20 protein-coding genes are annotated in these 25,631 nt (G+C 33.4%); 8 read left to right on the top strand and 12 right to left on the bottom strand.

Annotated elements, in window-relative coordinates:
• Window positions 1–28 precede the first annotated feature (28 nt).
• Both H0V01_10165 and H0V01_10170 read right to left on the bottom strand, forming a co-directional pair.
• Window positions 29–661, bottom strand: coding sequence for a peroxiredoxin (locus H0V01_10165; protein MBA2583734.1), 633 nt, complete (start codon window positions 659–661; stop codon window positions 29–31).
• Window positions 662–813: 152 nt separating this feature from the next.
• Window positions 814–1,551, bottom strand: coding sequence for a methyltransferase domain-containing protein (locus H0V01_10170; GenBank protein MBA2583735.1), 738 nt, complete (start codon window positions 1,549–1,551; stop codon window positions 814–816).
• A gap of 311 nt (window positions 1,552–1,862) precedes the next feature.
• On the opposite strand from H0V01_10170, the gene H0V01_10175 reads away from it, so the two are divergent.
• The 4 genes from H0V01_10175 to H0V01_10190 all read left to right on the top strand — a co-directional run bounded on the left by H0V01_10175 (window position 1,863) and on the right by H0V01_10190 (window position 7,076).
• On the top strand, window positions 1,863–5,075 hold the full coding sequence (locus H0V01_10175; protein ID MBA2583736.1) for a SpoIIE family protein phosphatase: 3,213 nt from the start codon (window positions 1,863–1,865) through the stop codon (window positions 5,073–5,075).
• A 114-nt stretch (window positions 5,076–5,189) separates the two neighbouring features.
• A complete protein-coding gene (locus tag H0V01_10180) occupies window positions 5,190–5,954 on the top strand; it encodes a hypothetical protein (GenBank protein ID MBA2583737.1) in 765 nt (254 codons plus the stop codon).
• Window positions 5,955–6,124: 170 nt separating this feature from the next.
• Window positions 6,125–6,679, top strand: a complete 555-nt coding sequence (locus H0V01_10185; protein ID MBA2583738.1) for a hypothetical protein — start codon at window positions 6,125–6,127, stop codon at window positions 6,677–6,679.
• A 13-nt stretch (window positions 6,680–6,692) separates the two neighbouring features.
• Window positions 6,693–7,076 carry a DUF1987 domain-containing protein gene (locus tag H0V01_10190; protein ID MBA2583739.1) on the top strand — a complete coding sequence of 128 codons (384 nt, stop codon included), beginning with the start codon at window positions 6,693–6,695 and terminating at the stop codon, window positions 7,074–7,076.
• Window positions 7,077–7,477: 401 nt separating this feature from the next.
• On the opposite strand, the gene H0V01_10195 is transcribed toward H0V01_10190, so the two are convergent.
• The 5 genes from H0V01_10195 to H0V01_10215 form a co-directional block, all read right to left on the bottom strand.
• Window positions 7,478–10,555, bottom strand: coding sequence for an ATP-binding cassette domain-containing protein (locus H0V01_10195; protein MBA2583740.1), 3,078 nt, complete (start codon window positions 10,553–10,555; stop codon window positions 7,478–7,480).
• Between the two features lie 38 nt (window positions 10,556–10,593).
• On the bottom strand, window positions 10,594–11,019 hold the full coding sequence (locus H0V01_10200) for a hypothetical protein (protein ID MBA2583741.1): 426 nt from the start codon (window positions 11,017–11,019) through the stop codon (window positions 10,594–10,596).
• 40 nt (window positions 11,020–11,059) lie between these two features.
• Window positions 11,060–11,974, bottom strand: coding sequence for a hypothetical protein (locus H0V01_10205; protein ID MBA2583742.1), 915 nt, complete (start codon window positions 11,972–11,974; stop codon window positions 11,060–11,062).
• A 151-nt stretch (window positions 11,975–12,125) separates the two neighbouring features.
• Window positions 12,126–12,575: a peroxiredoxin gene (locus tag H0V01_10210; GenBank protein ID MBA2583743.1), complete on the bottom strand. Its 450-nt coding sequence runs from the start codon at window positions 12,573–12,575 to the stop codon at window positions 12,126–12,128.
• 75 nt (window positions 12,576–12,650) lie between these two features.
• On the bottom strand, window positions 12,651–13,745 hold the full coding sequence (locus H0V01_10215; protein MBA2583744.1) for a M42 family metallopeptidase: 1,095 nt from the start codon (window positions 13,743–13,745) through the stop codon (window positions 12,651–12,653).
• 159 nt (window positions 13,746–13,904) lie between these two features.
• Between H0V01_10215 and H0V01_10220 the strand changes: the two genes are divergently transcribed.
• Together H0V01_10220 and H0V01_10225 are read left to right on the top strand one after the other, a co-directional pair.
• Complete coding sequence (locus H0V01_10220; protein ID MBA2583745.1) at window positions 13,905–14,969, top strand: tetratricopeptide repeat protein; 1,065 nt, start codon at window positions 13,905–13,907, stop codon at window positions 14,967–14,969.
• 56 nt (window positions 14,970–15,025) lie between these two features.
• Window positions 15,026–17,086 (top strand): OmpA family protein, encoded by a 2,061-nt coding sequence (locus H0V01_10225; GenBank protein MBA2583746.1) that lies wholly within the window; start codon window positions 15,026–15,028, stop codon window positions 17,084–17,086.
• 250 nt (window positions 17,087–17,336) lie between these two features.
• On the opposite strand, the gene H0V01_10230 is transcribed toward H0V01_10225, so the two are convergent.
• Together H0V01_10230 and H0V01_10235 are read right to left on the bottom strand one after the other, a co-directional pair.
• On the bottom strand, window positions 17,337–18,701 hold the full coding sequence (locus H0V01_10230; GenBank protein ID MBA2583747.1) for a T9SS type A sorting domain-containing protein: 1,365 nt from the start codon (window positions 18,699–18,701) through the stop codon (window positions 17,337–17,339).
• Between the two features lie 338 nt (window positions 18,702–19,039).
• Entirely contained in the window at window positions 19,040–20,254 is a 1,215-nt protein-coding gene (locus H0V01_10235; protein ID MBA2583748.1) for a peptidylprolyl isomerase, read from the bottom strand.
• Between the two features lie 282 nt (window positions 20,255–20,536).
• On the opposite strand from H0V01_10235, the gene H0V01_10240 reads away from it, so the two are divergent.
• Window positions 20,537–22,708, top strand: coding sequence for a tetratricopeptide repeat protein (locus tag H0V01_10240; protein MBA2583749.1), 2,172 nt, complete (start codon window positions 20,537–20,539; stop codon window positions 22,706–22,708).
• 113 nt (window positions 22,709–22,821) lie between these two features.
• Here the strand turns inward: H0V01_10240 and H0V01_10245 are convergent, their stop codons facing one another.
• The 3 genes from H0V01_10245 to H0V01_10255 form a co-directional block, all read right to left on the bottom strand.
• Window positions 22,822–23,118, bottom strand: a complete 297-nt coding sequence (locus tag H0V01_10245; protein MBA2583750.1) for a transcriptional regulator — start codon at window positions 23,116–23,118, stop codon at window positions 22,822–22,824.
• An 82-nt stretch (window positions 23,119–23,200) separates the two neighbouring features.
• Window positions 23,201–23,839, bottom strand: a complete 639-nt coding sequence (locus H0V01_10250) for a hypothetical protein (protein ID MBA2583751.1) — start codon at window positions 23,837–23,839, stop codon at window positions 23,201–23,203.
• A gap of 336 nt (window positions 23,840–24,175) precedes the next feature.
• Complete coding sequence (locus H0V01_10255) at window positions 24,176–24,679, bottom strand: SRPBCC domain-containing protein (GenBank protein ID MBA2583752.1); 504 nt, start codon at window positions 24,677–24,679, stop codon at window positions 24,176–24,178.
• 349 nt (window positions 24,680–25,028) lie between these two features.
• On the opposite strand from H0V01_10255, the gene H0V01_10260 reads away from it, so the two are divergent.
• Window positions 25,029–25,508, top strand: a complete 480-nt coding sequence (locus H0V01_10260; GenBank protein MBA2583753.1) for a transposase — start codon at window positions 25,029–25,031, stop codon at window positions 25,506–25,508.
• The last annotated feature ends 123 nt before the right edge of the window (window positions 25,509–25,631 follow it).

The raw sequence follows: 25,631 nt of genomic DNA on the forward strand, positions 1-25,631 counted from the left end.
CTTTTTTATTTAAGTTTAAAAGTTTTTATTAATTTGTTGCCAAATAGTTTTTTACCCCAGCTTGATTTGCTTTCATTCCAGCTTCGCCTGCTCTCCATTTTGCAGGACAAACCTCACCTTTGTCTTCATGGAATAACATTGCATCTAAAGTCCTTAACGCCTCCTCAACATTTCTTCCGATAGGGAAATTATTTACTAATTGATGCTGAACTACACCATTTTTATCCATAATGAATAATCCTCTATAGGCAATCATTGGACCAGTTGCAGCTAATTTTCCTTCATCATCATATTCATACTCTCCGGCAAGAACACCATAATTGGTTGCTATAGTTTTGGTTGTATCAGCAACTATGGGATAAGTAACCCCGTGAATACCACCCATTGCTTTTGGAACCTGCAACCAACCCCAGTGAGAAGTTTCTGTGTCTGTTGAGCAAGCTACAACTGCTGCTCCTCTTTTTTCAAATTCAGGCAACATTTCCTGGAAAGCATGTAATTCGGTAGGGCAAACAAAAGTAAAATCTTTTGGATAAAAAAAGAATACTACTGGTTTTTTTCCTGTAAATTGATCTAATGAAAAATCTGCAACGATTTCTTCTCCGTTTATAACAGCTTGCGCTTTAAATGATGGAGCTTTTCTTCCAACTAAAATTGACATGTTTTTGATTTTTTAAGTTTAAATTCATTTTCGACACAAAAATAAAAAAAATAAGCTCATATCGAAAGATTACAGGTTTAAAAACGTGTTTTACTGCATTATATTTCAAGCCAATTCCGATTAATCAATCTTTATTCAACTAAAAAAAGGTGTTAAATTTTTTTTGCAAACAAAATAAGCCTTGGGGAATTTAATGTATTAAATTCATTCATTTGATAATTTCCTTTTAATGCAATTAATTCCAATCCTGCCAAATCAAAATACCCTTTGAAATCATCAACTGTCAATAATCTCACTTTTTCAATATAACAATGGGAAAGGCCTTTTTCAGTAAAATTTATCTCTTTAACAATAGAATTATCAACAATGCTTTTTTTAATTTTAAAATCAATTCCGGAAACTGATTTGAATTCCTGGGCAACCAGTTCGTTTTTAATTTTATTCATATTGAAAAAATCAATCACTAAAACACCATCTTTTTTTAATGCTGTAGCCGCATGTTTAATTGAATTAGCATGTTCTTTATCCGTATTAAAATAACCGAAACTGGAAAAGAGATTCAACACATAATCAAAATAATTTGCTCTGAAAGGCCTACGCATATCATGTTTGTAGAAGTGAAGATTTTCGTTTTCAAACTTCTGGGCATAATTTATACTTTCCTCTGAAAGATCAACTCCAGTTACATCATATCCCTCCTGGTATAATTGTAAAGAATGCCTTCCTTTTCCACAAGCTAAATCCAGGATTTTTGATTGAGCAGGTATGTTTAAATATTTTTTTAAATTAGCAATAAAATCAGCTGCCTCAGTTTCATCTCGGTGCTTATATAAAATATGATAATAAGGAGAATTAAACCAGTCCTTATACCATTGGGGATTATCAACCATTGATTTTACATTTTTTACAAAGGTAAAATTAAAAAACTTTTAGGCCTTAATTTAGATTGCTTGTATAATGCATTAAAATCTTCGAGAATTAATAGTGTTGTTTTTTTTGTGTAATGATTTGAATAAAGCGGCTGTAATTGTATTAGAATGTTAACAAAAGAAAAGAAAAAGCATGAGGTCATTTTTGATTTATCAGTGATTTTATTTCAAATAAAAGGTATCAAGTATTTTTTTAAATTTACAACGTCATTATTTTTATAAAAAATCATTACGTGCAAGGGAAAGTTAATTTAGTTTTTCTGTTTTTTTTAATGGTCAAATCCCTGTGGGGACAAAATATTAATTTTAAACACCTTACTCCTGATCAAGGTCTTTCAGTAAATGAGGTTAACTGCATAGCTCAGGATTCCAAAGGATTTATGTGGTTTGGCACTAAAAACGGTCTTGACAGGTATGATGGAAATAAAATAGTTTCGTATAAAAATTATCCTGATAATCCCAATACTATTTCTGATAATGATATTTTATATCTATTTGTTGACAATGAGGGGGACATGTGGGTTGGTACTGGAGATGGAGGCCTCAATTTTTATGAAAGTAATAGGAATAGTTTTAAAACCTACCGTTGGACATTAAACTGTTCAAATTGCATAAGCAACAACACAATTAGATCAATTACCCAAGGAAAGGACGGATTGATTTGGATAGGAACCGATGAAGGATTAAATTCCTTGAATAAGAAAACCGGAAAAATCAATACTTACAAAATTGATAAGAATAGTAATGATGCCTTTGCTGATAATCAAATATATTCCTTATGCGAGGATAAGGAGGGTGTCTTGTGGATTGGAACAGTAAAAACAGGATTAATTGCTTTCGATAAAAGAACTGGAAAGTTTAACAGCAACTTCCCAAAAGGAGATTTTAATAAGAGAATTAGATGTATTTATGAAGATTCTCGAAATAATTTATGGATTGGAAGTGATGGGGGAGGATTAAGCCTTTTTGACAGGAATACAGGAGAATTTAAAACTTTTAAATCAAGTGACAAGGAAGGTTCAATTAGTAACAATAGAATTTTTTCAATTCTCGAGGATAAAAAAGGTAAACTTTGGGTAGGATCTCTTGGGGGAGGAGTGAATGTATTTGATTACCAAAGTGAAAAGTTCCAGTCCTTTTATTTTGATTCCAATGACAGATATAGCCTTTCAAGTAATCATGTAAGATATGTTTTTGAGGATAAAGCAGAATCAATATGGATTGCAACAAATACATCAGGAGTATGCGTTTATCACTTAACATCCAATCAGTTCGGACTGCTCAAAAAAGAATCAAAAGGTATTAATTCATTAAAATATACTCCTTTTGGCATTATTGAAGATTATAAAGGTTTGCTTTGGATTGGAACTCTAGGGGGAGGCCTTGCCACACTTGACAGAAGCAATTTTACCTATACTTACTATTCTTCAGAAGAAAATAAAAATCATGAAAATATTCTAACTTTATTTGAAGATAAAGATAGCCTGATTTGGATTGGAAGCTGGGGTGGTGGCCTCAATTATTTTGATCCAAAGACTAAAAAATTTAGTAAACCATTCACAGCTTCAACTCATTCCATAAATAATAATACAGTAACAACTATAACTCAGGATGAGGATGGAATTATATGGATTGGAACGCTAAATGGTTTAAGCGCCTACAATAAAAAAACAGCGCAGTTCAGCAATTATACAATGAACGATGGCCTTTCATCAAATTCTATATTTGCACTTTCGTATGATGCTCCAAGAAATACATTATGGATAGGTTCAAATGGAGGAGGATTGAATTCTCTGAATACAAAAACAGGTAAAATTGAATTTTTTCGTAAAACAGCAGAAAATCCAGAAGGCATAAGCAATAACAACATCAATTGTATTTATGATGATAATGTGGGGAACCTATGGATTGGAACAAAAAAAGGATTAAATAAATTTGAAAAAAAGACTAAAACTTTTAAAAAATATTACGATTACAATGGCCTTGCAAATGATTACATCTATGGGATTTTACCCGGCCAGGACGGAGATCTGTGGATAAGTACAAACAAAGGTTTATCCAGGTTTTTACATTTGGAGAAAGAAGGAAATTTATTTAAGAATTATTATGCAATGGATGGATTGCAGGATAATGAATTTAATCAGGGAGCTTATTTTAAAAGTTATTCAGGTGAATTGTTTTTTGGTGGTGTAAATGGACTGAATTGTTTTTATCCCTCAAAAATAATTCAAAATAAACATGTGCCTCCTATTGTTTTAACATCATTTAAAAAATTCGGGAAAGAGGTTGAATTAGATTCTAATATTATCAATAAAAGTAGGATCACGCTTTCTTTTAAAGATAATTTTTTGGAATTTGAATTCTGTGCACTTGATTTTGTTTTGCCTTCAAAAAACTTATACTCCTACAGGCTGGAAGGCTTTGATGATGAATGGACAACGGTTAGCACAAAGAATTATGCAGTTTTTACAAATTTACAAGGAGGCGATTATGTGTTGCGGGTAAAAGGTTCAAACAATGATGGACTTTGGAACGAGCAAACCCTGGCTTTGCAAATTATTGTTCGTCCCCCGTTTTATAAAACAAATTGGTTTTATACACTCTGTGTATTGTGTAGTTTGATTTCAGTATTCTCCTATACAAGATACAGGACCAGCAGAATAAAAAAGGAAAAGAAAAAACTTGAATTAAAAGTACGAGAAAGAACCACAGAATTAGCTCAAAAAAACAAAGATATTACAAGTAGCATTCAATATGCTCAAAGAATCCAGGAGGCCATTCTGCCAAAAATTAAAGTAATTCTTGATTCTTTTCCCAACTCCTTTATTTTATATAAGCCTAAGGATATTGTAAGCGGTGATTTTTACTGGTTTTCAGAAAAAAACAATTTAAAAATCATAGCAGTTGTGGATTGTACAGGGCATGGGGTACCCGGAGCTTTTATGAGTATGATAGGCCACAATTTATTGAACCAAATTGTGGTTGAAAAAGGCATAACTTCCCCAGGTGAAATATTAGCCGAACTGGATGCCGGAATACAATCTGCATTAAAGCAAAGTTCCTTGGAGTCAGATACAAGAGACGGTATGGATGTGTCCTTATGTGCCATAGATCTTGAAAAAGGGGAAATAAATTATTCTGGTGCTTTTCGCCCTTTATATATTGTTCGGAAAAATAAAATTATTATTTACAACGGAAACAGGTTCCCTGTTGGTGGTTCCCAGGGTTACAACAAAATGTTTGAAAGTAATTGCATCAATTTTCAAAAAGATGACATTATATATCTTTTTTCAGATGGTTTTGCCGATCAATTTGGTGGAGAAAAATTAAAAAAATTCATGGTGAAAAATTTTCAAAAACTATTGCTTGAAATCAATGAATTACCCATGAGCGCCCAACATGATTTTTTAGATAAAGCAATTCAAAACTGGATGGGGTTACAGGATCAAGTTGATGATATATTAATCGTTGGAATTAAATTCTAAATTGATTTTAATCCTATTGATATAATCTGTAAATTTGTTTTAAAATTATAGGAATTAGACCAGATGATAAAGTACCCTTTTTTTTTCAACCTAACTTTAATAATTCTCGCATTAATGATTGTTTCCTGTGAAAAGGAGAAAACAGACACAGAGGTTGAAACTGCTAAGGATCATGCGGTTGTTGAAATGAATTTCATTAGTATTTTTTCAACAATTCATTCATTAGGTATTCAAGAGAATGGATTTAAAAAAACCGAAGCAATAAAAAATATTTGTGCCAGTATTGAATCCTTTGGCGATACTTTGAATTTCCCAAACAGTGGTCCCATTAGAGTGGATATTGATTATGGTAATTCTGGTTGTACAGGTTCTGATTCAAGGCCTATTCGGGGGAAATTAATGGTTACATTCAATGATAAGTGGTCCAAGCAAGGCGCCATTACAAATGTGGAATTGGAGCAATATTTTGTTAACGGAATAAATCTGAATGCAGCGATAATAATTACGAATACAGGAAATAATACATATAGATTTTCTGTAACAAATGCAAAATGTACAGCTTCCACCTGGTCAGTAAAATACAATTCGAGCCTTGAAATTAAACAATCAGAAGGTGCGGGTACAAAATCAATTATATCAGATGATGTATTTGAAATAACAGGTAGTGCAGACGGTATAAGTAGAATTAATAAAACATATGTTTCCAATATTGCATTTCCTGTTATTCTAAGGAGTTCTTGCAAATGGTTGGAAAGTGGAATTTGTGAAATTACACCCCAGGATGCAGGTAAAAGAAGCTTAAATTATGGTCATGGAAATTGTGATAATGAGGCTGTAATTTCAATTAATGGAGATATTTATCAGATTGAGCTAAAATAAAAGCAGTTTGAATAAAACATTTAACATTTTTTTTTATTCAAAAAATGTAAAATGTTGTTGCAATGTTCATACAAATTTTTAAATTTGCTATTATTAAAGCTGTTTTAACTGAATGATTTTTTTTTTTATCATTAACATCGAGGCTTTATAGCTAATTAGAACTATTCAAAATGTTAGATATTTTTGATTTTTATGAAAAAATGGAACGGAATAATATTCTGTTATCATTTAAAGGGCATATCACATCAGAGCTTCTTACTTCCATTTTGCAAATAATGGAATCAAAAATGGATCATCTTCAGGAAGAACCAAAAGTTAAGAAAAAAGTTTATAATGTTCTTGTAGAGTGTTTACAGAACTTATATCATCACCTTGATGTTAAAACAACAGATGTTGGCAATTGCGAAATTCCAAGATCTGCTATTTTTATGATAGGTAAAATTGACAACCAATATACTATCATTACAGGAAATTACATTCAAAATAAGAATGTTGAATTTCTTAAGAAAAGAATTGATGAAATCAATCTTATGTCAAAAGATGAACTTAAAACTTTTTATAAATTGATCTTGAATAATGGCGAAATGTCTGACAAAGGTGGAGGAGGATTGGGTATGATTGACATTGCAAGGAAATCAGGAGAGAAGCTTAATTATGACTTTGTACCCATTGATGATATCACACACTTCTTTAGTTTAAATGTAAAAATTTCTCAACAAATATAAATAAATCACACTTATGGAATCAATTTCAATAGAAGGAACAGCAAAAACACCAACCATAAAATTTGAACACAACAATGGCTTTTTGGAAATTAAAGGAAGGTCAATACCTGAGAATTCAATTGAATTTTACAAGCCTTTAATTGACTGGCTTGAAAAATATTCAACAAGTCCGAAATCAGATACCAATGTGAATATTCAATTGGAATATTTTAATACAAGTTCTTCAAAATGTATTTTGGATGTTTTTAAAAAGTTAGAATCTATCCACAATAAGGGAAGTCAAATTGTTATTAACTGGTATTATGAGGAGGATGATGAGGATATGTTAGAGGCTGGTGAAGATTACCAGGCAATCATTAATATTCCATTTAAAATGATTCAATTGGAAGAAGAATAGTATTTATTTATATTTCATTTTAAAAAAGAGGGTTATTCTTAAAGAGTAACCCTCTTTTTTTTGGGTGTTTTTTTTAATCAAATATACTTGGATTATTGTAATTGATACTTGTAAAATATATTTTTCCTTTTATCTGTTTTCAAAAAGTACAAATGTGAGTTATTTAGGTTTAACTAATTTACAGAATAGCTTTACTATTTGAACTCGTTTAATGATATAAGCTTGGGTGATTGTATTTAATAGAATAGATTTACTTTTGAATTCGCGCTACCTTTTAAGAAGATGTAATATGACTTTTTCAGGAAAGGATGCTGTTGAAAATTTGGGGTTTAGAAATTAGGCTTTTGAAAAATTAATGAGGCGAATTATAGTAGATATAATTTCAAATAATTCCTATTCGTTTATCTTCCTTTTCCTCTGCCAGCCAAAGAGGCAACATATTCAATCCCTTTGATTGTTTTTCTGAAAACATCAAAATAAAGAGTGATGGCCAAGATAAAGGACATAACCCAAATCACTAAAACATTCATCCAAAACGTATCAATATATTTCCCAAAGATCTTTTTACGCGGAGCAAAAAAATGGGCTCTTATGTTTCCAGATTTTACAGGATCAAGGTAAACAGGATCTGAGCGTTGAATTAATTCGTCATTTTTTTCCAATATTTTATTGATTTCCGCCCTGTTTGTAACAAGATCAGATAGATTGTCATTCTTGTAATTGTTTTGCAAGTTGATGTATTCTTCTTTGGTTTCAGCCGTAGAAGTCATTTTCATTATAACCCTGTCTTTTTGTTCTTCGGCATGGTTGTATGATTTCATGTAATGGCTGTTCAGCTTATCCGTATAGCTTCTCAAGGTATTTACAACAGTAGGATTGCCAAATTCGGATAGCTTAATTTTAGACAGATCAAATTCAATTTCTGGCGATAATTTTTGCTCCAGTATAAATTCATTTTTCAATAAATTTATATCGCGTGTTACTTGTTCCGCCTTTTCTGGAACATCGAAATTGTTTTCTACAAAGTCAATTTTACTTTTAATTTTAGATATCCAGAATATTTTTTTGAATTCAGCATTTTTTGCATTTTTATCAAATGCATAAAATTCTTTTTCAAAGTTGTTATCCTTGAACTGAGTTACTGCCAAGGCCTCGAAGGCCCAACGGGAAACCATTACTTCGCCTGTTAGAGGTACGGTATTGACTGCAGCTATGTAGGGGTTTAATTTTTCGAATTTTACAATTACCCCGCTTAATAACAATTGAGGAATAAGTAAAAATGGAATCAGGATGTAAATTGTAACTGCAGAATTAAATGCCGATGAAATATTTAATCCAAGCATATTGGCAAAGCAAGCTGTTGAAAATAAAATTAACCAATACTCAAATGTCATTCCTCTTAGCTCTAAAATAAAATTGGCAATTAAAATAAATGTAAGCGTTTGAATGGAGGAAAGTAAAAACATAATTCCAATTTTGGAAAACAGGTAACTTCCTTTACTTAAATTCAAAAAAGACTCTCTTTTAAGTATTTTGCGGTCTCTAATTATTTCTTCGGCACTCACAGTTAATCCTATGAATAACGCAACCACCACACTCATGAATAAATATGCAGGGATGTTTTCATTTTCTCTGAAAATATATCCACGAATATTAGAAATATCACTGTTGTAATATTTTACAAGAAAAGCAAGAATAATTGCAAGTACTGGGGCTTCCAACATGTTAATAAGCATGTATTGCTTATTTGTAAACTTTGAAAGAACATCTCTTGTGACAAAAACAGTGAACTGTTTAATTTTACTTGGTACTTTAAAACTTATTTCAGGAAGTTCAAAATGGTCTTCATTTTGGTTGTTTTGTAATTTACTTCCTGTATAAAAAGCGTTCCATTCCTTAGGGGATATTTTTCTACTTCTGGTTAAATCCCCATATTCATCCACTACTTTGGATTCAATGATATTGAAAATTTGTTCAGGGTTAACATTTCCACAGGTGTTACATTCACTTTCATTACTGTTAACATGATTAACAATCTTCTTAAAATATATAATTGCGTCAACTGGGTTGCCATAATAAATTGTGTAGCCACCCAAATCAAGAATCAACAATTTGTCGAACATTTTAAATATTTCAGAAGAGGGCTGGTGAATAACCACAAAAATAAGCTTTCCTTTTAAGGCCAATTCCTTTAAAAGGTCCATTATATTTTCAGAATCCCTGGAAGATAGTCCAGATGTAGGTTCATCTACAAATAAAACGGAAGGTTCCCTTATTAATTCAAGGGCAATGTTTACTCTTTTTCTCTGCCCACCGCTAATAGTTTTTTCAAGGGGGCTTCCAACTTTAAGATTTCGGGTTTCATACAATCCCAAATTATTTAATACATCAAGAACCTTTTTTGAAATTTGCCTGTCATCTAAATGATCGAAGCATAATTTGGCATTGTAATATAGATTTTGATATACTGTAAGTTCTTCGATCAGAAGGTCATCCTGGGAAACATACCCTATTACTCCCTGTATTTTATCTTTTTGCAGGTGAATGTCAAATCCATTTATGGTAACAGAACCGGAGGAGGGCCTATCGTTTCCATTAAGCACATTTAATAAAGTAGATTTTCCTGCACCGCTTCCACCCATTATTCCAATGAGTTTACCCGATTCTTCATACAAATCCAGATGTTGTAACCCTATGGATCCATTTGCAAACCGATATTCTATTGCATTTACATTGAAAGTCAATTTTGCAACTGTGGTGTCACTCATAAAACAGCTGATAATATCGCTGTAGTATATTGGTTGTACCTTTGAACTACGTATTGATGAACCTTGTGTTAATATATGTACTTTTTCCCTTAACAGAGGCTGGCCGTTCAGGTATAATTCTGAAGTTCCATAATAGCGCAAAGCATACATATTAACACTGGAGATGTGAAGAATACGTAATTGTCCGGTTAAAAATTCAGAATAATAATGCTTGCAGTTTTCAAGCTGGTTAGTTTTGTTGTTATCAATAATAAGAACATTAGCAGAATCAGTAACATCATCCACTTTGTTTTGCACAAAAGTCATGCATCTTACATATTCCTGTTCATCAATGTTAAATGTATCGGCAACAGTGGAAACAAATTCAATTTCCTGTTCGGTAATTTCGCCTGCATTTATAAGTTCAATAAGACGAATAAGAACAACAATTTTTTGTTTTTGGGTTAATTCACTGTTGATTTGAGTACAGATTTTTAAAATCTTTACTGAATTAACAGAAGTCCTTTTGCGAGCACCTTCTTTTTTAGAGGTTGTGTTGTGATGGGCGTCAATGAATTCATCAAATAAATTTAGATATTCATCAACAAGTTCTAAGCTTAGTTGTTGCTTTAAAAAAGAAAGTACAACTTCACGTCCGGTATTTGAAACACCATCAACCTTTGCAACAATTGCAAAGAGTTGCATAAGAGCCTTTAATATTCTTTCACTCATTTTTGAAATATAAGGTTTGCTCTTGCTTTAAACTATTATTATTGTTTAAAACCTATGAGCAAAACAGCGCAACCAGAGGTATTGCCTGAAACCAATTCTGCTTCAATTATACATTCAATGGTAGAATTTATTTTAAAATCCCAATAAGAAGAAGTTTTATAATCAGAATTTTTAAAAAGAAGGTTTCGTTGCTTGTCATATACTGAAAATATTAAATTTCCATCTGTTAACCCACTGCATGCAGAGAAACGATAGGTTGTTCCTCCAAATAAAGTAGCATGAAATTCAGCAACTTCTTTTTCAAGCAACAATGAACGATAGGATTGTCCATCGGAGATAAATTTACCTCCCAGGTGTTTGGAACACAATGTGGCAATTGTGTCGCATTGTGCCCAGGCACTGTTACTGACCAAAGCGAAACTCAAAAGTGCGATTGAAACGTGTAATAATATCCTATTTCTCATAATAATGTGATTATCTTGCTTTAAATCTATTAATTTAATATCAGCTTATAATTTTAGATCTTAATTTTTTGACGCTACTTGCAATGGTTTTAAATTGCTCATCAGAAATTTTCACTTCAGTTCTGCTGTTTATGGTAGTGGTTTTAGTTGCAACATCAGTTGTTGGCTTTTCATAAATATACACATATTCAACTGCATCAAAATCTTCAGCAAGATCAATTAAAAGATCAGTAATTTCTTTAAATTCTTCTTTTTGATAATAAGGGCTTAATAATTTTATTACGTTTTCTAAGGATGATTTTTGCTCACCAATTCTTTTTATTAATTCAGGATCGTTTTTTTGTTCAGCCGCCTGAATTGCAAAATGTAAGCTTTCAACAAACCCACCCACTAAAATTAAGACACCGATATCGTTTCTTTCCTGGTTCTTTAAGTAAGAGTCACTTGCCCTGTAGGCATCAGAAACAAGAATCAATATGGAATCCTGGTTACCCATGTTTTTTTCAAATCGTTCTAACAATGTTTTGTCAAAGGCTCCCATAACTCCTAAATCCTCAGCAATACCTTTTATATATTTCAAGTAAAGTAATGCATCCTGAGTTTGATCATATATAGTAACATAACCCATGTCAGCACCATAAACCCCAAGATTAATAGCTTTTTGAAATTTTGTTGGATAAGCCTCTGAACCTTTTGGAGGATTTAGCATTTCTTTATTGTAATTGGAACCAAGTTCCTTAATCAATAAAGCAGTTTGAATAGGGGATGGGATAGAAAAAATTTCACCGTTTATAGTTAACAATGTAGAATTTGAATGATCAACTTGCTGAATTTCTTCAACTTGTTCTTGCGAATCGTTTGTTTCTTTTCCACCACAACTCACCAGAAAAATGGAAAGTAAAAAAACGGAAAAAATAAAATCAATAATTTTTACTGGTTTAATAATATTAGCCATAAATGTTGTGTATTGAATTATGCTGCAAGTAATAAAAAAAATATCACATCTCAAAAAAAAATCTGCGATTAACAAATAATATCCTTTGATGAGCTACTATTTCCCTCAGATTAGCATTATGGAGGTGAGCCGATAAAAAAATGAAAAAGTATTAATCAAGGGCTTCAAGTGCTTTCTCCACATGGAACTCGCCATGAAAAGCATCTCTGTATATTTTAATTACAATTCCTTGCTTGTTAATAATGAATGTTTCTCTGCCTGGTATAAGGCCAAGAACCTTGGAAATACCGTATGTGTTTTTAACAATACCATTTGGATCGCTAAGAATGCGAAAAGGCAAATTGTGTTTTTCTGAAAATTGCTGATGACTCTCAATAGAATCTGAACTAATTCCAATAACATCAGCGCCAATATTAATAAAGTCCTGGTATTTATCCCTGAAACAACAAACTTCTTTGGTGCAGGTTTTTGTTTCATCCTTAGGGTAAAAGAACAGCACTACAGGTTTCTTGTTAAAACAATCACTTAGCTTAAATCTGTTGAGGTTTTGATCGAAAAGTATAAAGTCCGGAGCTTTATCCCCGGGTTTAATTTTATCCATATGAAATTTTTTCAGCTTTAATTTTTATTTGTTTAAAGCTTTATTAAAAACTTAAGTTTATATATAATTATTATGTTATTTCAGGTATTTAAAGTCATGGTTGTTTTTAATGGCCTTAAGGGAGTTTAAAATCAGTCTTATCACATTATCCACATCATCCTTATGAACCATTTCAACCGTTGTATGCATGTATCTTAAAGGAAGTGAAATAAGTGCGGATGCAACTCCACCCATTGAATAGGCAAATGCATCTGTATCCGTACCTGTTACTCTTGAAGCGGCCTGTCTTTGAAAAGGAATTTTAGATTTTTCTGCCGTTTCAACCAACAACTTCAAAAGATTATTTTGAACGGATGGGCCATAAGTTAAAACAGGACCTTTTCCAGAATGAATATCTCCATTTTGAATCTTGTTTATCATTGGAGTTTGTGTATCATGACAAACATCCGTTACAAGTGCTATATTGGGTTTGATAGTGTGAGTGATCATTTCTGCTCCGCGTAATCCAACTTCCTCCTGCACAGCATTAGTTATATATAAACCAAAGGGCAGTTTGATTTTTTCTTCTTTTAGAATTCGGGCTACCTCAGCAATCATAAATCCACCTATTCTATTGTCAAGGGCTCTTCCAACATAATACCTGTTGTTAAGAAAAATAAATTCATCCTCATAAGTAACAACACAGCCTACATGAATTCCCAGTTTTTCAACTTCATCTTTTGTTGTGCATCCACAATCAAGAAAAATATTTTTCAAAGCAGGAGATTCTTCCTTTGACTGATCTCTTGTATGTATTGCAGGCCAACCAAATACCGCTTTTATTATTCCTTTAGGCGTATGTATATTTACTCTTTTTGAAGGGGCTATCTGATGATCAGATCCTCCATTTTTTTTTAAATAGATAAATCCATCGCTTGTAATGTAATTGACAAACCATGATATTTCATCTGCATGGGCCTCAATTACCACTTTGAATGTAGCCTTTGGGTTAATAACCCCTACAGTTGTACCATAAGTATCAACAAAATAATCATCAATGTAAGGCTTAAGGTAATTTAGCCACATTTTTTGCCCTTCAGCTTCAAACCCTGTAGGAGATGGGTTGTTAATATACTGTTCTAAGAATTTAAGAGAGTTTTTATTTAACAGTGAGGTGGATTTTTTTGCCATAACTTATTTTTAAGGGCGTAAAAGTAAAAAAATATGGTAACAATGAATGCAAAATTAGTTTAAACATATATATATGGTTGATAAATTATAAATTTTTTGAATTTATTATTTATATTTGGCTCTATCATTAAATAAAAATTCAACTGATATTTTAAATTCATGAATAAAAAAAATTTTTTTTACCTGCTGTTTTTAATCAGTTTTAACCTGATTGCCCAGGATGACAATCCTGAAATAATTGTAATATCCGATACGGAATCAGAAACTAATCGAGAGGCAATGAAATTGTACAATGCCGGGATTAAAAATTTTCAATCAAAGAACTATGCAGACGCAGTTGGGAATTATTCAGGGGCAATAAACCTTGTGGATAGTTTTGTTAAAGCATATTATAACAGGGGAATGGCCAAATATGAACTGAAGGATTTTTCCGGTGCATCGGCTGATTTTACCAAAACAATTGAATTGACACCTGGCTCGGATATCGCTTTTTTTAGACGTGGAGAATGCTTTCTGGCACTCAAAAAGAAGCCTGAAGCAATGAGTGATTTTGATAGAGCAATTTCAATTAACCCCGGGGAGGCCAAATATTTCTACAACAGGGGGGTAGTAAATTTTGAAAATCAACAATACAAATTAGCCATTGAAGATTTTTCAAAAACAGTTATTTTAGATGATAATCATGCCTATGCATACAATGACAGAGGAAGTGCAAAAAGGAACATGGATGACTATGATGGTGCCATTTCAGACTACAATAAAGCGATAAAAATTAATCCCTCCCTTGCCTTTGTCTATAATAATTCGGGTTCTGCAAAAAAGCGAAAAGGTGATTTCCAAGGGGCTATTGGCGAGTACAACCAGGCAATTAGAATGAAAAGTGATTACTACATTGCCATTAATAACAGGGGCAGTGCGAAATTTGAAATGGGTGATTTCCAAGGTGCAATAAATGATTTTACTGAAGCACTTAAAATAAATCCAAAATATGCTTTTGCTTTTAATAACAGGGCAACCGCTAAATATAAAATGAAAGATTATAAAGGCGCTGTTGAGGATTGCAATAAAGCAATTGGCCTTGATCCTAATTATGGATATGCATTTTTAAATAGGGGTATTGCCAAAGAAATGCTACGTGACCCTGAAGGTGCATGCAGTGATTGGCAAAAAGCATCCACTTTGGGTGTAACCAATGCCGGAAGTTATACAAAGGATTGCAAATAAAATTATTCATTTTGAATCTGCCCAATGTTCATAGGATTCTAAAAAATATAAAACAGATGAAATTAAATAAATTACTTGTTATAGCTGTCGTTTTTCTACAAACCATATTTGCTTACGGGCAAAATGTAGAGTTTTCTAAAGACAATTTTAAAGATCAGAAAGATGGTCTTAAAAAGGCATTAAATGAAATTAGTGAAGGGGATAAATATTTTAGTGAAGGACCATCCCGGTATAAAATAGCAATTGACAATTATCTTGCTGCTCAAAAATTCAATCCCAACAATGCCGTTTTGAATTATAAAATCGGAAAATGTTTGTTGCACACCATTGACAAAACGGATGCTATTCCCTATCTTGAAAAAGCCTATAAATTAGTGCCTGATATTGCTGAGGATGTTCGCTATTTACTTGGCAAGGCTTATCATTTGAACATGGAATTTGATGTTGCCACAACACATTATAAGGCTTATAAAGACAGGTTGACAAAAAACCAGCAGGAAGAGTTGTTGATTGTCAATAGAAATTTAAATGAATGTATAAATGGTAAGGATTTAGTTGCAAATCCTACCAGAGTTTTTCTTGATAACTTAGGTAAAACGGTAAACAGTAAATATCCTGATTATGGACCATTAATATCTGCAGATGAATCTGTACTTATTTTTACCTCTCGCAGGGATAATACAACAGGTTTAGGAATTGATCCTTACATTATGGAATATTTTGAAGATATTTATATTTCATACAATAACAATGGTAAATGGAGTACAGCTGTTAATATGGGAAAACCTATTAATACAGAAGAACATGATGCAACTGTGGGGCTTTCGGCAGATGGACAAAAAATGCTTGTTTATAAAGATGATAAAGGTGACGGAAATATTTATGAATGTGAACTTAAAGGGGATAATTGGTCCAAACCACAAAAATTATCCAAAAACATAAATTCTGCGCACCATGAATCATCTGCATGCTTTTCTCCAAATGGAAAAGCCTTGTATTTTGTAAGCAACAATCCTGATGTTAGTATTGGTGGAAGGGATATTTTCGTTAGTTATGCAGATGAAAAAGGCAAATGGGGAAAATCCGTTAATCTTGGACCAACCATCAATACAAAATTAAACGAGGAAAGTGTTTTTATGCATCCTGATGGTAAGAGTTTGTACTTTAGTTCGCAGGGCCATAAAAGCATGGGCGGGTATGATATTTTTAAATCTGTAATTGATGAGGGTGGAAAATGGTCAACTCCAGTTAATGTAGGGTATCCGATAAATACACCGGATGATGATGTGTTTTTTGTATTGTCAGCAAGCGGAAAGCATGGCTATTATTCTTCATTCAGACCTGATGGAGAGGGTGAGAAGGACATTTACATGATAACATTTTTAGGTCCTGAAAAGCAATTGGTTTTAAATACCGAAGATAACCTTTTAGCCAGTGTTGCCGAACCTGTGAGAGAAAGAGTAATTGAGGAAGCAGTGGTTGTTGAAGCTGCAAAAATTACTTTGCTTAAAGGTGTTATAAGTGATGCGATGACACAAATTCCTTTGGAAGCAGATATTGAGTTAATTGATAATGATAAAAATATTGTATTGGCAAATTTCAAGTCCAATAATAAATCCGGAAAGTATTTGCTCTCTTTGCCTTCGGGTAAAAATTATGGAATTGCCGTAAAAGTGCAGGGATATTTGTTTCATTCCGAAAACTTTAATATTCCTGCAATTGCTGATTACCAGGAAATAACCAAGGACATTCAAATGAAAAATGTAGCAGTTGGAAGCAAAATAGTATTGAAAAACATATTTTTCGATTTTGGTAAATTTACACTAAGGCCAGAATCAACCAATGAGTTGGAAAGACTAATTAAGTTACTCAATGATGTACCAACATTGAAAATCGAAATTTCCGGACATACTGATAACAGGGGTTCTGCTGAAATGAACCAGAAGCTTTCAGAGAACAGGGCAAAAACAGTTGTTGAATACCTTATAAACAAAGGGATTCCTACTTCCAGGCTTGAATTCAAGGGTTATGGACTGACTGAGCCGGTTGCAACCAATGAAACGGATGAAGGACGTCAGGAAAACAGAAGAACTGAGTTTAAGATTTTGAGTAAATAAACCATTCTTTCATACTTTTACTTGCTAAGAATTCCACATGATTAGAACTAAAAAAAAGTATAGCTGACTGCTATACTTTTTTTAGTTCTAATCTTACCTGTTAATTCAATATTTGTCTATTCTTATTTTAATCCTAATAATTTTATCCACCCTGCTGTAAAAAGACGAACTGCTGTGTTGTTTCTGAAAAAAGAATAATAATTTCATTGAAATTGGTATGTTTCAGCCAAAATAATAAATGATTATTTTTTCATCGCTTTATAATCTTTCCTTTTTTATGCGTGTTGTTATCTTTATTGAATTCATAAAAATAAATCCCGGCATTTAGAAAGGATAAATCAAGGTTGTTTTTACCTGGGTTTAATTTTGCAGAATATAATGATTTGCCATAAATATCTTTAATTATAAGACTTTCCTTATTTATACCTTCAAAATCAATAATTAATTCATCATAAAAAGGATTAGGGTATATAAGAAATTGTAGTGGAATATGTTCGTTTAAAGAAACCGAAGAAATCAAGGTAGAGGCAAAATAGTTCTGAATAATCTTGTTTGATGGATCGTATTTATTCAAATATTGAATCCTTGTGCTGGCAGTATCTTCATTGTTATCAGTATAAAAATACATAGTAAATGGTTGTGATGAATTGGCAGGGATTTGAAAACTGAAAGCATTTACCCAAGGCTGCAAGCATACATCAGCACACATGGCAGTTTCCCAACCTGAGGGGATATTGTTCTGAAGTCGTTTAATTTCAATCTCCGCAGCTGATGAACTATTGTTTGTAAGGGTACTATGTATTTCAATGACAGTTCCAGCTAATGCAGAAGCAAAGCTGTCAGTATCCAGGTTAAAAACAAAACTACCGCTAGCTGGAGAGGAATTGCAAGGAATTCCAAGCAAACTATCAATATCACATATCATATTATCAGGAGATTTGTGAAACCAGGCATGTTTTGTATAAACCACTCCATTCGGTTTTATTAGGTAAGCATTATTTGGGGCAGGCCCAAAATATTCCCACCAATTATTACAAGGACCATCTAAAAGAACAGTTGGCAAAATAGTCATATTTGAAAGCATAGTGTTGACCAATGTTTTTCTTTGCCCATAAGTTTTAGGCTGTTCATACAACACGCCCTGCTGTTGATTCTGAGAAGTAACCCAGACAGAACCACTATAAGGGCTTGGGCCGTTGATAGGGTGGGCTTCAACAACATTAACAATAAATATCTTAATGTCATTTGGGTAAGTGTTGTAAATGTAATTTAAAACAGGCATTTTATCTCGGTAAACAGGACAAGTATAATTTCCAGCAACCAGCAATATTGGTTTGCCTTCAGCAAGTTCAGCCTGAATATGAACAGGATTGCCTGCAGGGGTATAAAAAGTAAAATCAGCAATTGTATCTCCAGATTGTAAGCCGCTTGTTTGATAATTCCCTGTATAAACAGGAATCATACAAATAGAATCAGAATCAAGAGGTAGGGAAGCAATTCCAATAGTTGGTTTTAAAAATATGGATTGGCCAAAAACCGAAATTATATTTATATTCAATAACAAAATAAAAATATACTTGCTTTGGGATAGGGATATAATTTGTTTTTTTGTCATAGGGTATAACCTTGTTATATTCATTCCAGTTTGTGAGGGCTATTTCAGAATATTTTCAAAAATATAGTAATCAAATATAATAAAAACAAATTAAATTGGTCAATTAACAGATGCTGACCTAATTATTAAATAAAAGCCAACAGAAAGTGCTTGCTATATTAATTTCACCTTGCTTTTAATTTTCTTTTTTGATAGTTTTTCCTAGAGTTTCTTGGTGCTTTCTTCCAGCACTTGTTTTTCTACTAATGTTCTTCCAATGATTTTATCCAAGCTGCAAATAAATAATTCGAATGAAATCAAAATGATGGATATTATAAGGTGTTGAGGGAACAAATCCCTTATTTTAGAACTACCATTTTTTTTGTTTCAGCCAGAGTTCCAGCATTAAAATGGTAATAATATATTCCATTAGGTAGTGATGTTCCTTCAAATACTATTTCATGTTTTCCTGGTGCTTGTGTTTTGTTTTCCAGGAGGGCAATTTCATGGCCTAAAAAATCAAGTATTTTTAATGAAACTGTTTGGGAAGTAGTAAGATGATAACTTATTGTAGTAATAGAACTGAATGGATTAGGAACATTTTGTTCTAATGTGAATAATGACTCAGGAGTTTTATTTATACCAACATCATTGACCTTTGTACTAAAAGAAAACACCTGAGAGGCCTCACTTAAATAACCTCCATTGTTGGCTGTAACCCTCCAAAAATAAGTGGTTGTATCTTCCAGATTGGTAATGAAAACATTGGTGGTTCTGCCATTTTTTGTAAAAAAGATGTCGGTAAAATCTTCATCACGCGCAACCTCTACTTTATACAGCAAGGCAGTGGCAACTGAACTCCAGGATAAGGATTGATTGTAGGCAATATTAAATGTATTGTTAGCAGGAAAAGTGAGTGTGGGAGCTTCAGGCCGGGTAGAATCATTTCCAATATAAGTAATAAACATTTCAATTTTTTCATTGGGATTATTGTTGGCATCACGCGGAGATGCAACAATATTATCCACTACGCTCATTCCCTCGTAAGCTTTTCCATAAACAGAATAGTTTCCATTAAGGTTGGTGGCCGAGGCTACACAAATAAAAAACTGAGAAGTTGCACTGTTAATATCCGAACTTCTGGCAGCAGATAATATGCCTCTTGTATGTGATACTTCGCTAAATTCAGCATCAACTTTAGGCTGGGATGGGTTTCCATATCCCCATGTGTTTTTTGGTCCGCTCCTTGAGTTTGGATCTCCACCCTGAATCATGAAACCCGGAATAACCCTGTGAAAAGCAGTGGAATCATAAAACTGGGAAGCAACCAAACCACTAAAATTTGCAACATGCATGGGGGCAATTGTAGGAAATAATTCAATTTTAATTTCACCAATTGAAACTCCTGAACGTTTTGCCTCTAATAAGAATTGAGGCTTTTGGGCCTTAACCGTTATTGTTGTTAAAAGAATTAATAAACTTAAGTAAATATTTTTTTGCATAAAAAAAGTATTGGTGGTTTGTGTGGTTGTTTTCAAATTCAGGTAATTTATTTTTTGTACTGTAATTACCATTTGAATAATGTGAAAAAATTCATATTTGAACCAAATATACAGTTTTTAGGGAATAGTTTGACATAGGGTTAATTCTTTAGTTATTAAAATACAAACACAAATATGCAATGCATATTTGTGTTTTTTATCCAAGTAATTTAACAAAACAAGTAGAAACCGCATGCAAGTTTAGTGCTTTTTATTACTTTAGTGCTTGCAGAAAAGGTAGGTGCTTTTAAACGTGCATATAGCCCCACGTTAGTGTTAATAGCCCTAAAATAGACATAGTATTAATACATACATATGAAAAAGAATAAAAAAAAATGGTCTCTTTTGCTGGTTTTTGTCTTGGTTATGACCCAAGTATTGGGTTTAACCGGAAAAGTAGCTGCTCAAAAATATGCAGACAAGGCCTATTATCTTGTAGATAGCTTAAACCTGGAAAATCTGACAAGATCAGAGCGACAGTTAGTGGACAGCTGTCTGAAAGTTTACCACTCATCCAAAGATGACACCAGTAAAGTAAATGCAATAAACGGTATAGTAGAGGAAAGTGAAGATGAAAATGTGTGGCCAAAGTACAATCAGTGGGTATTTTCCTTTGTTCAAGAGAAACTTGCCACCCACCCATCCTCCCTGATAACCAAATCCCTTAAAATTTCCATGGCTGGCGCATTAAACAACATCGGGTTTCTTCATGACAACCAAGGCGATATACCTCTGGCATTGGATTACTACTACAAATCCCTTAAAATACAAGAAGAAATCGGTGACAAAAGTGGAATGGCCAACTCTTACAATAACATCGGGGCTATTTATAAAGAACAGGGTGATATACGTCTGGCACTGGATTACTACCACAAATCCCTTAAAATACAAGAAGAAATCGGTGACAAAAAAGGAATGGCCTACTCTTACAACAACATCGGGCTTGTTCATTACAACCAGGGCGATATAACTCTGGCACTGGATTACTTCCACAAATCCCTTAAAATAAGGGAAGTAATTGGTGACAAAAGTGGAATGGCTAACTCTTACAACAACATCGGGGGTATTCATAAAGACCAAGGCAGCCTGTCCCGCCAACAATGCAATTGTGAAGATGATGGCGGGAATATCCCTCTGGCACTGGATTACTTCCACAAATCCCTTAAAATAAGGGAAGAAATTAGTGACAAAAAGGGAATGGCCGGCTCTTTGGCAAACATCGGCAGCTTAGTGCTGTTAGAGGGCACGGCTTTGGGTATGAGTGAGGTTTTAGTGTTGTCAGCAGCCAGAAAAAATGGAGAGCGGGGCTTGACAATCGCCCAGGAGATAGGTTTTCCTGCGGTGATAAAGCTTAACGCAGCCCTTTTGAGCAAGGTGGCCATAAAAGAGGGTAACTACAAAGAAGCCTTTGAAATGCGCAACCTGGAGATCCAGATGCTTGATAGCATTACCGGCAAAGAAGCCATTGAAGCCACTGTAAAGCAACAGGCCAGATACGAATATGAAAAAGCACAGGCAATAAAAGACATAGAACATGAAAAGCAAATGGCACTTTCTGCCGAACGGGAAGAAAAACAAAAAATCCTCAGCTATTCGGCTGCCGGGGCCTCGGTGCTGCTTATCGCCTTTTTGCTGTTTGTATTTAACCGCCTGAAAGTTACCCGCAGGCAGAAAGATAAAATTGATACCCAGAAACAGGAAATCGAAAAAACACACGAACAATTATCTCTACATCACAAGGAAATACAAGATTCCATTAAATACGCCAAACGCATTCAGGAGGCCATCCTGCCTTCTATGTCCGCCATGCATGGGGCATTGAAAAACGGCTTTGTGCTGTACAAACCCAAAGATGTAGTAGCCGGAGACTTTTACTGGCTTGAAAATGTCGGGGGTCAAACTTTCTTTGCAGCTGCTGATTGTACAGGACATGGCGTTCCCGGTGCAATGGTAAGCGTGGTGTGTTCAAATGCACTGAGTAAAGCATTGCTTGAAGAAGGCATAACAAACACCGGTAAACTACTGGACAGAACACGGGAAATTGTCATTGACCGATTGGCAAAAAGCGGTGAAGAAGTAAAGGACGGCATGGATATTTCTCTTTGCGCCCTTGATTTTACCAAAAACACCCTGCAGTGGTCAGGGGCAAACAACCCGCTGTGGATACTGCGTAGCGGGGATATCATAGAATACAAACACGATAAACAACCAATCGGTATCCATGACAATGCCACAGCATTTACCAGCCATGATATTGAACTTCAGAAAAACGATACACTTTACATTTTCACAGACGGCTATCATGACCAGTTTGGAGGAGAAAATGGAAAGAAATTCCGGACAAAACAGTTAAGAGAAAAGTTGTTAGCTATGCAGGGTATAAACATGGAGGAGCAGAAAACGATTTTAAACCGGGAATTTGATACTTGGAAAGGCGACCTTGAACAGGTGGATGATGTTTGCGTGATTGGAGTGCATGTGTGTTAATAATTGCAAATTCACTGACAGAACATGAAAAGCTAGTGCTCAAAGTCAACTTTTGATAGGGGGTACTAATGATACTTACGCAAAGGAAAAGCCATGTTTAAGAAATAAAAAAATCATCTTTTCTGTACGAGTTTTTCAAGGGCATCCAGATGCTCATTGAATGCTTTTTTTCCTGTTTTAGTTGCTTTATAAGTTGTATTTGGTTTTTTACCGATAAATGATTTTTCCACTAAAATATATTCTGCTTTTTCAAGGGCAGAGATGTGGCTGGCGAGGTTACCGTCACTAACATCCAGCATTTCCTTCAGGGTATTGAAATCAATTTTAGTGTTAACCATAAGTACAGACATTATTCCAAGCCTGATCCGGTTTTCAAAAGCCTTGTTAAGATTGTGAATAAAGCTTTTCATTTTATTATTGAACTATTTAAAAAACTATTTGAAAATTTCATTTGTACTATTTTTTAGACAATACCTTAAAGTTCTTTTGTTGCTATTCTTGTTTTGACTCATATTTAAAATACATAGCAGTGCCATAAACAATATGCAAAACTCCAAAACCAGATGCCCAGAACAAAAGGCCATAACCAATATAGAAGGAAGAAATAAGTCCAAGGATTATTTGGCATATTCCCAAATACCTAATATCATCCAGGGTGTATTTGCTTCCATTCAATAAAGCCAGGCCATAAAAAACCAGAGTGGCAGGAGCAACCAGCCCGATTATTCCATGATAAAGCAATGCCATGCAAAATAATCCACCTGCAATCAATGGAATGGATATATTGATTAATAATTTTCGAGCTGTTTTGTCCCATATTTTCAAACCCTGTTTTTTGGCTTTTCGCGTTGTGAAGAAAACCCCTGCACCTATAGATGCTACAAGAACACACAGGGCAATAAGTACGATTTTATAAATTAATGAGCTATAGTCCTCTGAATTACTTAGGACATCATAATAATGCCTGTTGTATTTCATTCCAAGTAAGTAATAAGCAAAAGCAGCACCTAACAAGGCAAATACCCCTGCGAAAACCCCTGATAATCCGCTTAGGGAAATAAATCTAGAGGATCGTTCCATTAAAGATCGTATTTCAGAAATGTCTTTTAAATAATTTTCTTTTTGCTCCATAAAAGCACTTTGAATTGCAAAGTAAATACAAAATATTTAATTGTGCAAATTTTATTGTTTTTGTTTTTTGAAACATTGTTTATACTTTTTATAAAACCCGAAATAGGATTGTTTTCAGATTTTTCCAAGCCAAAATCCAGTAAATCCTCTTAAAGGTATAATTATGGTTTAGTTGAAAGACAACTTTTATTAGGTTTAAAAATGAAACACTGGATAAAGGTGTAAATAGAAAGCATGCAAGCTTTTATTATTTTTCCAGATCCAGGGAAAGCAATAATGATTTGCAATACAGATTAATTCATTTTTAGCTTATTAAAATGTTAAAAGGCCCTTTTCTCAAATCGCTTGTTTCTTGAACAAGGATTGCAGTTGATCAAAACATATTTTAATTCCTTGTTCAAATCCCATTTCTACCATTTTTTTTAAGTCTTCTTCAGACTCATAAAAGGTTTTAAATTCTACTTTTGTACCTGCAGAAATTTCAGAAAATTCCGCGGTGCCTTTTGAAGCAGGAAGATCAGAAAGCACATTTCCTTTTTCATCACTAAAGACATCTTCAAAAGCATATTTTTTTAAGTAATCAATGTCCTCATAATTCATTCTTCCCCAATGTTTTTCATTCTCAGGACCTACCATTGCATATAACCAGTAACCACCAACTGAAAAATCCATATATTTAGTTTCAGCATGCCAAGGTGCTGGTGCCCACCACTGGTTGAGGATTTTGCTGTCTGTGAATGCCTGCCAAACATCTTTAAGGGGTGCATTAAACTCCCTTGCTACAAGAATTGATTTATTATTGAAATCTTTAGTAACCTGTGTTTCATTGATCCCGTTCATGTTTTTTATTTTTTCAATTATTAATTTATTACCATTGCCTGGAATTAAAATCTCAACTATAAGTAAACAGACATGATATTTAGTTTCTTAAAAAATTCCTCATTAATTGCTTTTTTTTCCAAAACTGTTCTTATTCTGATCTTGTGCAAATGTTTGGCCATTTTTACTTGTAAAATTTATGACTCATTTCCTTATATTTTAGTTTGAATCCTGTTTTATTGTTGTTCTCAAAACAAGACTATTTAGTGAAAGCACTCAAGCATATTAATTTTTCTATAACTTTGACGTTCAGTTAACAGCTAAAAACAACAGCACAAAACACCCTCAGCACTTAGAATAAATAATTTAAATGGAAAATACATCAATACCAAAACAAGACGCAGTTATAGAAGCTAATAGCGGTGATTGTTCTTTATACTCTGCGTATTTTGTAACCCTTTGTTTGCAGGACAGAATGCTGCTTTTCGGTGAAGTGGTAAAAGGAAAAATGCAATTATCTGAAATAGGCTCTTATGCATTAAGGTATTGGGAAGAAATAGCAATACGTAATCCCTACATTACATTAGATGCCTTTGTGGTAATGCCCAACCATATACATGGAATTTTAGTGATTAATAAACAAGGGAATCAAAAAGAAATAATGTCAAGCATTGTAGGTTCCTATAAAGCGGTAGTTGAGAAATCTGCCAAAGAAGTATTTCGCAAATTTGCATGGCAATCAAAAATTCACGCCCAATTGATTAAAGACAAAACCACGCATACCACAATTGCTGATTATATTGCAAACAATCCATCCAAATGGAGGCATGATAAATTTTATAAATCTTAATTCCTTGACCCTATTTGATGGGCATAGTTTTTTGTTAGAACACCAAAAAATCAGCTGTTTTTAATTTGCATTAGCAAGCCATTATCAAACTGAATTTGCTGAAACAAAAAGCCTTTAAATCTC

Source organism: Bacteroidota bacterium (assembly GCA_013696965.1).
Classification (GTDB): Bacteria; Bacteroidota; Bacteroidia; order JACCXN01; family JACCXN01; genus JACCXN01.

What these genes read in the sequence shown, in the direction of transcription:
- H0V01_10165 (MBA2583734.1), bottom strand. Translation starts at nt 661, where the DNA reads ATGTCAATTTTAGTTGGAAGAAAAGCTCCATCATTTAAAGCGCAAGCT.
- H0V01_10170 (MBA2583735.1), bottom strand. Translation starts at nt 1,551, where the DNA reads ATGGTTGATAATCCCCAATGGTATAAGGACTGGTTTAATTCTCCTTAT.
- H0V01_10175 (MBA2583736.1), top strand. Translation starts at nt 1,863, where the DNA reads ATGGTCAAATCCCTGTGGGGACAAAATATTAATTTTAAACACCTTACT.
- H0V01_10180 (MBA2583737.1), top strand. Translation starts at nt 5,190, where the DNA reads ATGATTGTTTCCTGTGAAAAGGAGAAAACAGACACAGAGGTTGAAACT.
- H0V01_10185 (MBA2583738.1), top strand. Translation starts at nt 6,125, where the DNA reads ATGTTAGATATTTTTGATTTTTATGAAAAAATGGAACGGAATAATATT.
- H0V01_10190 (MBA2583739.1), top strand. Translation starts at nt 6,693, where the DNA reads ATGGAATCAATTTCAATAGAAGGAACAGCAAAAACACCAACCATAAAA.
- H0V01_10195 (MBA2583740.1), bottom strand. Translation starts at nt 10,555, where the DNA reads ATGAGTGAAAGAATATTAAAGGCTCTTATGCAACTCTTTGCAATTGTT.
- H0V01_10200 (MBA2583741.1), bottom strand. Translation starts at nt 11,019, where the DNA reads ATGAGAAATAGGATATTATTACACGTTTCAATCGCACTTTTGAGTTTC.
- H0V01_10205 (MBA2583742.1), bottom strand. Translation starts at nt 11,974, where the DNA reads ATGGCTAATATTATTAAACCAGTAAAAATTATTGATTTTATTTTTTCC.
- H0V01_10210 (MBA2583743.1), bottom strand. Translation starts at nt 12,575, where the DNA reads ATGGATAAAATTAAACCCGGGGATAAAGCTCCGGACTTTATACTTTTC.
- H0V01_10215 (MBA2583744.1), bottom strand. Translation starts at nt 13,745, where the DNA reads ATGGCAAAAAAATCCACCTCACTGTTAAATAAAAACTCTCTTAAATTC.
- H0V01_10220 (MBA2583745.1), top strand. Translation starts at nt 13,905, where the DNA reads ATGAATAAAAAAAATTTTTTTTACCTGCTGTTTTTAATCAGTTTTAAC.
- H0V01_10225 (MBA2583746.1), top strand. Translation starts at nt 15,026, where the DNA reads ATGAAATTAAATAAATTACTTGTTATAGCTGTCGTTTTTCTACAAACC.
- H0V01_10230 (MBA2583747.1), bottom strand. Translation starts at nt 18,701, where the DNA reads ATGACAAAAAAACAAATTATATCCCTATCCCAAAGCAAGTATATTTTT.
- H0V01_10235 (MBA2583748.1), bottom strand. Translation starts at nt 20,254, where the DNA reads ATGGTAATTACAGTACAAAAAATAAATTACCTGAATTTGAAAACAACC.
- H0V01_10240 (MBA2583749.1), top strand. Translation starts at nt 20,537, where the DNA reads ATGAAAAAGAATAAAAAAAAATGGTCTCTTTTGCTGGTTTTTGTCTTG.
- H0V01_10245 (MBA2583750.1), bottom strand. Translation starts at nt 23,118, where the DNA reads ATGAAAAGCTTTATTCACAATCTTAACAAGGCTTTTGAAAACCGGATC.
- H0V01_10250 (MBA2583751.1), bottom strand. Translation starts at nt 23,839, where the DNA reads ATGGAGCAAAAAGAAAATTATTTAAAAGACATTTCTGAAATACGATCT.
- H0V01_10255 (MBA2583752.1), bottom strand. Translation starts at nt 24,679, where the DNA reads ATGAACGGGATCAATGAAACACAGGTTACTAAAGATTTCAATAATAAA.
- H0V01_10260 (MBA2583753.1), top strand. Translation starts at nt 25,029, where the DNA reads ATGGAAAATACATCAATACCAAAACAAGACGCAGTTATAGAAGCTAAT.